This window comes from Loktanella sp. DJP18, from assembly GCF_049310965.1.
Taxonomy (GTDB): domain Bacteria; phylum Pseudomonadota; class Alphaproteobacteria; order Rhodobacterales; family Rhodobacteraceae; genus Loktanella.
This window is the reverse complement of the sequence record NZ_JBMERN010000107.1, coordinates 1-12,850: the sequence shown is the minus strand read 5'-3', so window position 1 is coordinate 12,850 and position 12,850 is coordinate 1. Positions and strand designations below refer to the sequence as shown.

Here is a 12,850-nt window from a genome sequence, read left to right as displayed (position 1 = left end):
CGTCTTCCTCCCCGGAATGCCCTGATTTGAAGGAAGTTAATCACGCGCAAGTTCGACTGGGAAGGAGAGAGTTCCGCCGCAGATGCACGGTCGACGCGCTGCAGCGCGTCAATCGTCCTGACGGCGGGGGCGCGGACGGGTCGGAATTTCCTTCAGCAAACCGCCTACCCCCATCGCGCAGATGTCATCCGGCGTCACGGCCACGCCGCACAGCAGCCGCTCCAGCACCCAGTCGGCCCCGTTCAGCGCGGGTGAACGGGCACAGCCCGGCAGGCCGATCACCGGGCGGCCGTCCAGATCGCCCAGAAACAGAAGGTTGCCCGGATCGACGGGCATCCCGAAGTGGGCAACCGTCCCACCGGCCTGCCGCAACCCCTCTGGCGCCGTGTCGTGCAGGTCCGAGGTGGCAGAGCCGGTCAGGATGCAGACCAGCGGCGCATCCGAGGTTTTAAGTGCTTCGGCAATGGCTTGCGAGTCGTGGCTCACCATGATGCGGCCGGCAAAACCGACCCCCAGACGGTCGAGACGGGTCTGCAGCGACCGCATCCCCTTGTCGCCGAGGTCGCGGCCAATCCGCGTCTCGATCAGGGCCACGCCGTCGATCACCGGGCGATGCAACGCAATTGCGCGAGCCCCGGCGACACATGCGGCATCGAGGTGCGCCCGCGGCACGGCGTAGGCGATGATCTTGATGGTCGCCACAAGGCCGCCCGCGTCCATCCGGTGCAGGTCCGGCACGGTCGCGACCGTGATCATCGGATCGACCCGGTTGACCGCGTGCAGTGCCGCGACATCCAGCGCCGCAAGGCCCGGCCCATCGGCGATCACGTTGACTCGGCCCGTCGCGGCGACACTCAGTCGCAGGCCGGGCACGATGCCGATCAGCGCGCGCGCCAGCGACGCGGCGGCGGCATCCTCGTCCACGTCCGGCGGGTCGAGGCGCGCGATGGTCACCTCTGCCAGACCCACCGCCGCAAGGCTGTCGATGTCGGGTGCGGTCAGGATGTGACCTTTCGGCAGGGTGCCGTCGGCCACCACTTCGCGGTGGGCGAGGATGCCGCCCAGCGCGTCGGCCAGCGGGACCGGGCCGAACCTCATGTCACCTGCCGCAGGGTGGCGATGATCTGCGCCATGATGCTGACGGCGATCTCTGCCGGAGCGCGGCCGCCAAGATCGAGGCCGACGGGGGCATGGATGCGGGCGATGTCCTCGGGCGCAAACCCGGCTTCCTCCAGCCGCGCGACGCGCTTGGCGTGGGTGCGGGTGGAGCCGAGGCAGCCGAGGTAGAAGGCGCGGGATTTCAAGGTCTGCGTGATCGCCGGATCGTCAAGTTTCGGGTCATGGGTCAGGGTCACGACGGCAGTGCGGGTGTCGGGGGCGAGCGCCGTCATGGCGGCGTCGGGCCAATCTTCGACGATTGCCTCGCCCGGGAAACGCTCTGTCGATCCAAATGCCCCGCGCGGGTCGATCAGGACGGGATCGAAGCCGCAGGCACGGGCCATCGGCAGAAGCGCCTGCGCGATGTGGACGGCCCCCACCACGATCATCCGCAGCGGCGGGTTGTGGATCGCGACGAAGGTGTGGCCGTCCTCCTTAAGCCCGGATCTATCAAGCCGGAAGCGGTCGGGATAGGCGGCGCGATCCGCCAGCCGGCGCGCCTGGGACGACAGGTCGATCACGTAGGCGACAGGCTCCTTTTCGGCGATGGCGGCAACCAGCCGTTCCAGCAGGGCCACCGGCATCGCCCCGCCGACGGGCTCGACCAACACGCGGATGCGGCCACCGCAGGCGAGGCCGACGGCAAAGGCCTCGTCGTCGCTGACGCCGTAGTCCAGCAGCCGCGCGGCACCGGTCGGGATCGCGTCCAGCGCCTCCATGATGACGGCACCTTCGACGCAACCGCCGGACACGGAGCCTTCCATCCGCCCGTCGCCATCGATGATCAGCAGCGATCCGGTGCCGCGCGGGGCAGAGCCCCAGGTTTCGATCACCGTGGCCACGGCGACGGACTGGCCGGCTCGGTGCCAGTCGAGAGCGGTTTGCAGCAGGTGATCTGGCATAGCGGGCCTCAGGTCTGGGTGTTGGCGGCGCGCGTGAAGGCAAAGCGGTTGGCATCCGGGTCGGGGGCAGCTTCCCGCATCACGTCCATCAGGCGAGTCTTCTCTCCGGCATCTTCGGGCCGCGAGAGCGCGTCGGCAAGCCCTTGCAGAGAGGCGATGTTGTGACCCGCGCGCAGGCTGGTGACATGCGGCAGCATGGCAGCGATCCCGCGGGCCCTGGGTGCGAAACCGTCCCAGCGCAACAGGGGGTTGAGCCAGATGAGCTGGCGCGCGCTGAGCGACAGGCGCTGCATCTCGCGCCCCAGATCGGCGGTCGGATCGCGGTCGAGGCCGTCGGTGATCAACAGCACGACAGCCCCCTGCCCCATGACGCGGCGCGACCAGTCGCGGTTGAAGTCGTGCAGGCAGGCGGCGATGCGGGTGCCGCCTTCCCAGTCCTGCGCCTCGGCCCCCGCCGCCTTCAGCGCCGCATCGACGTCGCGCGTGCGCAGATGGCGGGTGATGTTGGTCAGCCGGGTGCCGAAGGTGAAGGCATGGACCTGCGCCCAATCCTGCCCCCGCCGGTTGGCGACCCCGTGGACGAAGTGCAGCACGGCGCGGGAATACTGCGACATGGACCCCGAGATGTCGCAGAGCACGACGAGGTTCGGATAGCGGATGCGACGGCGTTTGGTGGAGAAGTCGATGATCTCTCCGCCCCGGCGCATGGCACCCCGCTGCGTGCCGCGCCAATCGGGAATGCGTCCGGGCAGGCCCTGCGTGCGCCGCGAGCGCAGCGGTTTGACGGGCAGCGACAGACCCGCAAGGATGCGGCGGGCTTCGTGCATCTCGGATAGGCTCATCTGTTCGAAATCGAGGGTCCGCAGGCGTTCCTGCGCTGAAATCGTCTGGCTGGCGTCGATGTCGAGGACCATCTCGTCCTCTTTCGCCTCTTCCTGTTCCGGCGTATCACGCTCTTGCCCGTCCAGCAGCGCCTCGGCGGCGCGTTTCTCGGCCGCCTGCGCGGTGCGTTCCTCGGCCGCGCCGCGCACCATCGGCGACATGAATGACATCATTTGTTCAAGGTAGCGCGGGTCGCGCCAGTAGAGCCGGAAGAGCTGCGCAAAGACGGTCGATTCCTCGTGCTTGGACACGAAGCAGGCGTGCAGGGTCCAGTAGAAGTCGCGGCGTTCGGTGAATCCCGCAGCCTCGACCGCGCGGATCGCGTCGACGACGCGGCCCGGTCCGATCGGCAGTCCTGCACGGCGCAGGGCGCGGGCAAAATGGGCGATGTTGCTGGCGAGTTTCGGATTGTCGGGGAGTTCGAGGTCCGCCAGTTCTACCATCCGGCGTCGACCGGGGGTTTCACACCCCCGGACCCCCGTGACATATTTTCATTCGGATGAAAGATCATGCGGGGATCGCGGCGCGCACGTCCTCCAGGATCTTCTTGGCCTTGGCACCTTCAATCTTCTGGATGTCGTCCTGATACTTCAGGATCGCACCCAGTGTGTCAGCGATGACTGCCGGCGACAGGTCGATCACGTCGAGGGCGAGCAGGCATCTCGCCCAGTCGATGGTTTCGGCGACGCCCGGCTTCTTGAACAGGTCCTCGGTCCGCAGGCGCTGGACGAAGGCCACGACCTCGCGGCTGAGCGTTTCGGCGGCTTCCGGTGCGCGGGCGTTTAGGATGTCGAGTTCGCGGTCGAAATCGGGGTAGTCGACCCAGTGGTAGAGGCAGCGGCGCTTCAACGCGTCATGGACCTCGCGCGTGCGGTTCGAGGTCAGGATCACGATGGGCGGCACGGGGGCCTTGATCGTGCCGAGTTCGGGGATCGTGACCTGAAAATCCGAGAGGGCTTCGAGGAGGAACGCCTCGAATGGGGCGTCGGTGCGGTCGACTTCGTCGATCAGCAGGACCGGCGCGCCGCCCGGTTGCGGGCGCATCGCCTGCAGGAGCGGTCGCTCGATCAGATACTCTTCGGTGAACAATTCGGCTTTCAAGGCGTTGCGATCGGTGCCGCCGGTGGCCTCGGCGGTGCGGATCGCGATCATCTGCTCGGCGAAGTTCCACTCGTAGACGGCAGAGGCCGCATCCAGCCCCTCGTAGCATTGCAGGCGGATCAGGCGGCGGCCCAGTGCCGCGGAGAGGGCCTTGGCAATCTCGGTCTTGCCGGTGCCCGCCTCGCCTTCCAGAAAGAGCGGGCGGCCCAGCTTCAGCGCGAGAAAGACAACGGTCGCCAGCGGGCGCGGGCAGATGTAGCGTTCTGCCGCCAGCGCCGTCTGCACGTCGTCGATGCTGTCGAACATCCTGTGGTCCCCTTGCCGTCCCCGTGGCGTTCAACCTGCACCGCAGGCGGCCCGCGTCAAGCGGTGCATTGCGGGACTGCGCCGAAGGTCGTAGCCTTTCGGCGCAGGTGGCGGCGGGCCACCATCGCAAAACCGACCCGACACTTGCCCAATTCTGCCGCAATGACGGCGCAGGGTCTGGTGAGCGACGGATACGATCACGCCGTGACAGGAGAGCCGACATGACGGACCATGCCCTCAGCTTCAAGACGGAACTCCGGGGGCTGGAGACGGCCGACTGGTTTGCCGCTCTTGATGAACTGGTGGAGGAACATGGGTCCTTTACCCCGCTTGGGCGCGCCCACGTGGCGGCGTTCCTGGATGCCGGCCCGAAGCTGCTGGTGACATTCGAAAATGCGGTCGAGGTGCAAGGCCTGCCGGACGCGGCACCACGCGGATTCGCCTTTGCGCGGCGCGAAGGCTGGTCGCATCTGGCAATCATCAGCCGCGACGAAAGCTGGTTCCGGGACCCCGCGATCTATCGCCATATGGACCGGCTGATCGACGACGGGTTCTTCGAGGATTTCGAGGACGTGCTGTTCTACGGCGCGCAATCGGGCGGATACGCTGCCGCCGCGTACAGTGTGGCGGCCCCCGGCAGTCGCGTGCTGGCCTTACGGCCGCAGGCGACGCTCGATCCGGCCATCGCGGGCTGGGACAACCGGTTCACCGCCCAGCGGCGGCTGAACTTCACCGATCGCTTCGGCTATGCGCCCGACATGATCGATGCCGCAGCACAGGTCTGGATCGTGTTCAGCCCGCAGCAGCGATTCGACGCGATGCATGCGGCCCTGTTCACGAAACCCAACGTGCAGATGCTGCGGATCAGCGGCATGACGGGGCGACTGGACACGATGTTCGACAGTCTGGGCGGTCTGGACGAAATGATCCGCGATGCGATGGCCGGCACCCTGTCGCCGCAGCGGTTCATCCGGGCCCTGGCCAGGCGCAAGTCCTTCGGTCCCTACCAGAAGAACCTCGTGAAACGCGCCAGGGTCGCCGGACATCCGCAGCTGGCCGCCCAGCTTTGCCGTTTCCTGCTGCGCGACGGTCCCGACCCGTATTACGTGAAGCAGCTGCAAGAGATGGACGAAGCCGTGCCGGACTTTCGCGCGAAAGATGCGGCCGCCAGCTAGGCACCGCATCTGGTCAGCGGTCGGGCTTGCGTGTACAGGCATCTCATGCCTGATCAGAACATCACCGACCTGACCCTGCGCCGGCCCGACGACTGGCACCTGCATCTGCGCGACGGTGCCATGCTGCGCGCCGTCCTGCCGGAAACGACGCGGCACTTTGCCCGCGCCATCGTGATGCCGAACCTCGTGCCACCGGTCGTCACCGGTGCCGACGCGGCGGCTTACCGCGACCGGATCATGGCCGCGATCCCGGCAGGTGCCGATTTCACCCCGCTGATGACGCTTTACCTGACCGAGGAGACGGACCCCGACGACGTGGCCGCCGCCCATGCGGCTGGTGTGATTGCAGCGGTCAAGCTGTATCCAGCCGGGGCCACGACCAATTCCGCCAGCGGTGTACGCGACTTCGACAAGGTGCGCCCGGTGCTGGACCGCATGGCCGAGATCGGCCTGCCGCTGTGCGTGCACGGCGAGGTGACGGACCCCGGCGTCGACATCTTCGACCGCGAGGCGGTCTTCATCGACCGCATCCTGAAACCGATGCGCAAGAAGAACCCGGACCTACGCATCGTGATGGAGCATGTGACGACGCAGGATGCCGTGGACTACGTCCGTGACACGGCGCGGAACCTTGCCGCCACGATCACGACCCATCATCTGATCATCAACCGTAATCATATCCTTGCCGGTGGCATCCGGCCGCATTTCTATTGCCTGCCGGTGGCCAAGCGCGAGACGCATCGCGTGGCGCTGGTGCAGGCGGCAGTTTCTGGGGACAAGCGGTTCTTTCTGGGCACCGATTCCGCACCGCACACGGACGCGGGCAAGTTGCAGGCCTGCGGCTGTGCCGGCATCTTCAGCGCGCCCAACACGATGTCCTGCCTGGCCGAGGTCTTCGAGGCGACGGGTGCGTTGCGCCAGCTCGAATCCTTCGCCTCGCTGAACGGTCCGGCCTTTTACCGATTGCCGCCCAACACGGCGACGATCCGGCTGGTGAAGGGCGACCCCGTCACCTACCCCGCCCAGATCGAGACCGATGATGGTCCGGTGACGGTCTTCGACCCCGGATTTCCCCTGCATTGGCGGATCGCCTGAAACCTGCTTTCACGTTATCGCGCCCCCCCAACGAAAGGCTTCGCCATGATTCCCACCGGCTATCCCGCCAAGGACGAAATCGCTCGCCTGACCGCTGGCATGCTCTTGGAGATCGGGGCCGTCGATTTCAACACCACGACGCCCTTCACCCATGCCAGCGGCAAGCAGGCCCCCACCTATGTCGATTGCCGCAAGCTGATCTCCTACCCGCGCATCCGGGCCACATTGATGGATTTCCTGACCGTAACGGTCATGCGCGAGGCGGGGTTCGAGGCGTTCGACAACATCGCCGGCGGCGAGACCGCAGGCATCCCCTTTGCGGCGCTGGTTGCGGAACGCATGGCGCTGCCGATGACCTACGTGCGCAAGAAACCCAAAGGCTACGGCCGCAATGCCCGTATCGAGGGCGTGATGACCGAAGGCCAGCGCGTGCTGCTGGTCGAGGACCTGACGACTGACGGCGGGTCCAAGCTGTCCTTCGTCGATGCGATCCGCGAGACGGGGGCGACCTGTGGCGCCACCGCCGTGATCTTCTTTTACGGCATCTTCGAGGGGGTCGAGGCGCGGCTCGAGGAGCATGGCGTGCAACTGCTGCACCTGTGCACCTGGTGGGACGTGCTGGACGTGGCCCGGGCGCGCGAAAGTTTTGACAGGCAGACGCTGGACGCGGTCGAAGCCTATCTGCGCAATCCGACAGGCTGGACCCCCGGCGTGATGGTCTAGTCGCCGTTCAGACACCGGATCAGGCAAAGGCAAAAACCTGCCGGGGCGAACCGCGATATCTGGGGGCCGTCCGGTGGCGGGCCACCGCATCCTATGCTAGGCTGTCTCAGCACCGTTTATCCACAGGTTATACAATTTGGGTCCGCGCGCGCAGTGGTCTATGACCGACGACACACCGTGCGGTGGCACGGCAATCGACCCAGCGGGACAGGGACAGCATGAACGAGATCAGCATCTTCAATGCCACCGGCACGGCCGAGGCCAGTGCCGACACCATGCCGCACTCGATCGAGGCCGAACAGCAATTGCTGGGCGCGATCCTGACCAACAACGACATCTTCGACCGCATCGCCTCGATCGTCGGGCCACAGCATTTCTACGATCCCGTCCACGCCCGGATCTTCGACTGCGCCGCCGCCCGCCTGTCCAAGAACGCGCTGGCCAGCCCCGTCACCCTGAAATCCTACATGGAGGATGACGAGGGTCTGCAGGAACTTGGCGGCGGGGCCTATCTCGTCCGTCTGGCAGCCAGTGCCACCTCGGCCTTTGCGGCGCGCGACTACGCGCAGATGATCTACGACCTCGCGATCCGGCGTCAGCTCATTCAGGTAGGCCAGACCATCTCCGCCAAGGCGTCCAAGGTCGACGTGGCCTCTGAGCCCAAGGACCAGATCGTCGAGGCGGAACAGGCGCTTTATGCCCTGGCTGAAAGCGGCACGTCCGAATCCGGGTTCCAGTCGTTCCTGCGCGCCGTCACCGATGCCGTGAACGTGGCCAATGCCGCCTATCAGCGCGACGGCGGGTTGTCGGGCGTGTCCACGGGCCTCATCGACCTCGACAAGAAACTCGGCGGTCTGCACAAGTCGGACCTGCTGATCCTTGCGGGCCGCCCGTCGATGGGCAAGACCTCGCTTGCGACGAACATCGCCTACAACATCGCCAAGGCATACAAGAAGGGCACCCGGCAGGACGGCACCGAAGGTGCCGTGAACGGCGGTGTCGTCGGCTTCTATTCGCTGGAGATGTCCGCCGAACAGCTGGCCGCCCGCATCCTGTCCGAAGCGGCAGAGGTGCCGTCCGAACAGATCCGGCGCGGCGACATGACGGAGGTGGAATTCCGCCGCTTCGTCGATGCCGCCAAGCAGCTTGAATCCTGCCCGCTGTTCATCGACGACACGCCCGCGCTGCCGATTTCACAACTCGCCGCCCGCGCCCGGCGGCTGAAGCGGACGCATGGCCTTGACGTGCTGGTCGTGGACTATTTGCAGCTGGTCCGCGGCACCGGGCGGTCGGAAAACCGCGTGAACGAGATTTCGGAAATCACGATGGGCCTGAAGGCCATCGCCAAGGAACTGATGATCCCGGTCATTGCCCTGTCGCAGCTGTCGCGTCAGGTCGAGAACCGCGAGGACAAGCGCCCGCAGTTGTCCGACCTGCGCGAATCCGGATCGATCGAGCAGGACGCCGACGTCGTGATGTTCGTGTTCCGCGAGGAATACTACAAGGAACGCGAAAAGCCCGGCGACCACGAGATGGACAAGATCGCGATCTGGCAGGAAGAGATGGAACGCCTGCGCGGCAAGGCCGAGGTCGTGATCGGCAAGCAGCGTCATGGTCCCATCGGCACCGTGGAACTGTCGTTCGAGGGCCGTTTCACCCGCTTCGGCAACCTCGTGAAGCCTTGGCAGCAGGATGGTGGCGGCGACGGCGGCTTCTGAGCCTTACGCGCGGGTAACGGCACCGCTGTCATGGACGAAAGTCAGTTGCGGATAGGTGGAGGTGTCGGGAAACCAGCCGATCAGGACCAGCCGGCGGCCCCGGCCGGCAGCGCGAGGGAGCCCGACAGCCAGCCGCTGCCGATGGGCCGGTCGGCCCGCGGTATTTGCAGTTTCGTCGCCTATTCTTCATCTGGCGATTTCGTGGTCACGCGCTGTTGCAGCGGACGCACATTTGCAACGGGGCTGTCACCGCCTACGTTGCAGCGAACCGCGCAAAAGGATTTGCCATGATCGACGATGCCCGCCTGACCCGGACCGAGTCCCGCAACATCCGCAACGCCCGCGACCTCGAGACCCATGTCAGCTGGCTGGAAAACATCACAGGCACGGCGCTCGGCGTGCTGGCGGTCGCCTCGGGCATCTATACCTACCTCGGCGTCTCGTCGCTGCTGGATGACAACGGCGCGCTGTCGGTCTTCGCGGCACTCGCCTATTCCGTGGCGGTGTCCGTCGCCATCTTCGTCTTCTGGTCCTACATGATGCGCCTTCTGCCCGCGGTGCAGACGGCGGCGTCGCGGATCGGCCTGGGCCTGTCGATGATCCTCGGCAGCCTCGCCATCATCGCCATGTCATCCTGGCTGAACGCCGCAGCACTTGCAGGGGCCGCCGCCGTCGAACAGCATCTGGCCGAGACGGTGCAGCAGTACCAGACAGCGCTGGAACGCAGCGATGAGATCACCCAGTCGGCGCAAAGCCTGGCCCGTGACGTCGCCCGCGTGCGCCTGTCCTTCGACGACCTGAGCGAACAGGAGGCGACGGGCCAGTTGTCGGGCTTTGCCGGTCAGGGCGCCGTCTTTCGCCTGCTGCGGCAGAAATCCGACGAACTGGCCACACTCGAGGCGCAGATCACGGCACAGCAGCCTCTGGTCGAACAGGCCTTCGTGGAAGGCAATGCGTCGCTGTCGCGGATGCGCGCCCTCACGGTTGATCAGGGCCCTGTCGAGGCGCGATCCGTCCCCTTCAGCGAAGAGGCGGTGCGGCTTGCCAATGTCATCACGCAGTTGCGGCAACTCTCCGTCGCACCTCTCGTCAACCGCGCCGCGACCGATCTGGCGGATGCGGTGGTTTTGCCCAGCCTCGACGGGTCGGACAGCGACACCCGCGCCGGACAGCAGGCCACCATCGAATCGGTGCTGACCGTCCTGCGGCAACGGGCCGAGACCCTGCAGGCCGCGGCACAGGACGTGCTGGCGATGACGCCCCCCGCCGATATCAGCTACACCCCCATTTCATCCGCGGATGCGGTGATCCTCTATGCGGGCAACTTCATCCCGTCCTGGGCCGGGGCCATCGCCATCGACCTGCTGCCGGCGGTGCTCGTGCTGATTCTCGCCGTGACGCAGGCCGCGATCCGGGCCGGACGCGACGGCACGGCGACCGAGGATTCCATGACGCTGTCGGAACTGCGCGCCGCCATCAACGCCGTGCGAGAGATGGACACGTCCCTGGAGCGGACCGAGACCAGGATCACCCGCATTCAGGACAAGACGGCCGCGGAATGACCCAAACCACCGCCACCCGCTGGCCTGCAGGCCGCATGCTCCGCTGGATCTTCGGCCTGCAGCTGGTGTTCGCCGCGGTCCTGCTGGGGTCGGACCTGCTGCGGGTGATCCCGCAGATGGACTTTCCCTCGAACGCCCCGGCGCTCACGCAGCCGCCTGATCCCGGCGACCAGACCCGTCGCTATCAGCCGGGCCGAATCGATCCGCGCCCGGCGCGTCCCGGCACGCGCCCGATCCCCACCACGACGGACATGCCGTCCCGCCTCGATTTCGTCGACACCGTCTGGGAGGGGGAGCCGACGATCACCCTCACCGGGCAGATCGCGCCCGGCGACGCGGATCGCCTGACGGAATTCCTCACGACGGTGGACCCGGCCCCGACACAGGTCTTCCTCAACTCGCCCGGCGGGTCGGTGCAGGATGCGCTGACGATGGGGCGCAGCTTGCGCGACCTTGGCGTCGCCACCCGCATGACGGCCACCGACATCTGCCTGTCCGCCTGCCCCTACCTGCTGGCCGCCGGCAGCACGCGTGTCGTGGCCGACGACGCCCTCGTGGGCGTTCACCAGCACTATTTCGGCGAAAATACCGCCCTGCCCGCTTTCATGGCCGTCGCCGACATCCAGCGCGGACAGGGTGAGGTGATGGAATACCTGGACGACATGGGCATCGACCCGCTGATCATGCGCCAGGCCCTCGCGACCCCGCCAGACGAAATCTATTTGCTGACACCTGACGAAATGCAGACCTTCCGCCTCGTCACGCCGGACTGATCCGCTTTCATCTGGCCGGATAAACTCCCGCCGGAGGCTGGCCTTGCTTGCCAAGGCCACACCACGCCCCTTGCCGCAACGCGTCCTGCCTGTCAAAAGACCGCCCATGAGCACCGGACACCTGACCATCGACCTTGCCGCCATCGCCGCCAATTGGCGGGCCCTGAATGCCTTGACCGGATGCGAGACCGCCGCCGTCATCAAGGCCGACGCCTACGGCTTGGGGACCGAGCGCGTGGCGAAAGCGCTGGCCAAGCAGGGCGTGCGCACCTTCTACGTCGCTATGTCCGAGGAAGGCGCGGCACTGCGCGCCGCTGTGGGCGACAAGGCGCAGATCCGCGTCCTGACCGGCCATATGCGCGGCGATACGGACATCATCGCCGACCTGAACCTGACGCCGATCCTGAACTCCGTCGATCAGATCAACCGCCATTTCGAAACGCTGCCCGACCAACCTTTCGGCCTGCAACTCGACACCGGTATGAACCGGCTCGGCCTCGAATGGGACGACTGGGCCGCCGTGGCCGAGGCGACGCTGCGCCGCAAGCCTGTCGTGGTCATGTCGCACCTGGCCTGTGCGGACGAGCCGGACCACCCGATGAATCCGTATCAACTGGACGTCTTTCACCAGATGACCGACGGCATCACGACGCCGCGCAGCCTGGCGGCGACGGGCGGCATCCTGCTGGGGCCGGACTATCACTTCGACGAATGCCGCCCCGGCATCGGCCTTTACGGCGGTCTGCCCTTCGACGATGCGCGACCCGTCGTGCGCCTTGACCTGCCGGTGGTGCAGATCCGCAACCTGACGGCGGGAGAGGTCGTGGGCTACGGCAATTCCTGGCAGGCGGAACGTCCGACACGCCTTGCGACGGTGGCCGCCGGCTATGCCGACGGGTTGCACCGGACCCTGTCGCGCGGGTCAGCCCTGTTCCACGGCGACACGCCCTGCCCGCTGGTCGGGCGCGTGTCGATGGACCTGATCACGGTCGACATCACCGACCTGCGCGACGACCCGGCATCGCTCGCGATCATCTGCGGCCCGCAGCCGGTCGACCGGTTGGCCCAGTCTGCAGGGACCATCGGATACGAATTCCTGACCGGTCTCGGCCACCGCTATTCCCGCCGCTACGTCGGCTAAGCCGGGCGATTTGGGGGAAGTTGTGCGCTCCTGCTGCGTCATCTTCGCATCGGCCCCGCGCCGGTCACACCCGAGACGGCGCAAAAATCATTGTTGCGACAAAGGCCGCCGCTCTGGTGGCGGTAGATCGCCAGTCATCAAGATGTGGTGTCACCCATCGCGTCGGGGCAATGAACAGAGGGCAGACCACGCCGTTGGCAGCCTCGCGCCGAATGAAACGACGTCGTTGTTTCGCGCGAGGAAACAGCCCCAGCCGGTTCCCGCTTCGGTAAAGTGGACCCGCCGGTCAAATGGTTTAATCTTCCATCCATATC

At 66.4% G+C, this 12,850-nt stretch carries 11 protein-coding genes; 7 read left to right on the top strand and 4 right to left on the bottom strand.

The window, feature by feature from the left end; all coding sequences use genetic code 11:
- Positions 1-108: 108 nt before the first annotated feature.
- The 4 genes from ACOI1H_RS19895 to ACOI1H_RS19880 all read right to left on the bottom strand — a co-directional run bounded on the left by ACOI1H_RS19895 (position 109) and on the right by ACOI1H_RS19880 (position 4,349).
- Positions 109-1,098: a molybdopterin-binding protein gene (locus ACOI1H_RS19895; RefSeq protein ID WP_422439597.1), complete on the bottom strand. Its 990-nt coding sequence runs from the start codon at positions 1,096-1,098 to the stop codon at positions 109-111.
- The gene (locus tag ACOI1H_RS19890) at positions 1,095-2,060 is read right to left on the bottom strand and encodes an XdhC family protein (RefSeq protein WP_422439595.1); all 966 of its coding nucleotides are present in this window, start codon (positions 2,058-2,060) and stop codon (positions 1,095-1,097) included. The genes ACOI1H_RS19895 and ACOI1H_RS19890 overlap by 4 nt, the downstream gene beginning before the upstream one ends.
- Before the next feature lie 8 nt (positions 2,061-2,068).
- On the bottom strand, positions 2,069-3,385 hold the full coding sequence (locus tag ACOI1H_RS19885; RefSeq protein WP_422439593.1) for a vWA domain-containing protein: 1,317 nt from the start codon (positions 3,383-3,385) through the stop codon (positions 2,069-2,071).
- Between the two features lie 64 nt (positions 3,386-3,449).
- Entirely contained in the window at positions 3,450-4,349 is a 900-nt protein-coding gene (locus tag ACOI1H_RS19880; protein WP_422439591.1) for an AAA family ATPase, read from the bottom strand.
- Between the two features lie 221 nt (positions 4,350-4,570).
- On the opposite strand from ACOI1H_RS19880, the gene ACOI1H_RS19875 reads away from it, so the two are divergent.
- From ACOI1H_RS19875 to alr, 7 genes are all read left to right on the top strand, one after another.
- Positions 4,571-5,524, top strand: a complete 954-nt coding sequence (locus ACOI1H_RS19875; RefSeq protein WP_422439590.1) for a hypothetical protein — start codon at positions 4,571-4,573, stop codon at positions 5,522-5,524.
- Positions 5,525-5,569: 45 nt separating this feature from the next.
- On the top strand, positions 5,570-6,619 hold the full coding sequence (gene pyrC / locus ACOI1H_RS19870; protein WP_422439588.1) for a dihydroorotase: 1,050 nt from the start codon (positions 5,570-5,572) through the stop codon (positions 6,617-6,619).
- A 45-nt stretch (positions 6,620-6,664) separates the two neighbouring features.
- Complete coding sequence (locus ACOI1H_RS19865; RefSeq protein ID WP_422439586.1) at positions 6,665-7,342, top strand: orotate phosphoribosyltransferase; 678 nt, start codon at positions 6,665-6,667, stop codon at positions 7,340-7,342.
- A 218-nt stretch (positions 7,343-7,560) separates the two neighbouring features.
- Positions 7,561-9,060 (top strand): replicative DNA helicase, encoded by a 1,500-nt coding sequence (locus tag ACOI1H_RS19860; RefSeq protein ID WP_422439585.1) that lies wholly within the window; start codon positions 7,561-7,563, stop codon positions 9,058-9,060.
- A gap of 287 nt (positions 9,061-9,347) precedes the next feature.
- On the top strand, positions 9,348-10,622 hold the full coding sequence (locus ACOI1H_RS19855; RefSeq protein ID WP_422439583.1) for a hypothetical protein: 1,275 nt from the start codon (positions 9,348-9,350) through the stop codon (positions 10,620-10,622).
- A complete protein-coding gene (locus ACOI1H_RS19850; RefSeq protein WP_422439581.1) occupies positions 10,619-11,395 on the top strand; it encodes a hypothetical protein in 777 nt (258 codons plus the stop codon). Before ACOI1H_RS19855 ends, ACOI1H_RS19850 begins: the two co-directional genes overlap by 4 nt.
- Before the next feature lie 106 nt (positions 11,396-11,501).
- Positions 11,502-12,536, top strand: coding sequence for an alanine racemase (gene alr / locus ACOI1H_RS19845; RefSeq protein ID WP_422439580.1), 1,035 nt, complete (start codon positions 11,502-11,504; stop codon positions 12,534-12,536).
- The last annotated feature ends 314 nt before the right edge of the window (positions 12,537-12,850 follow it).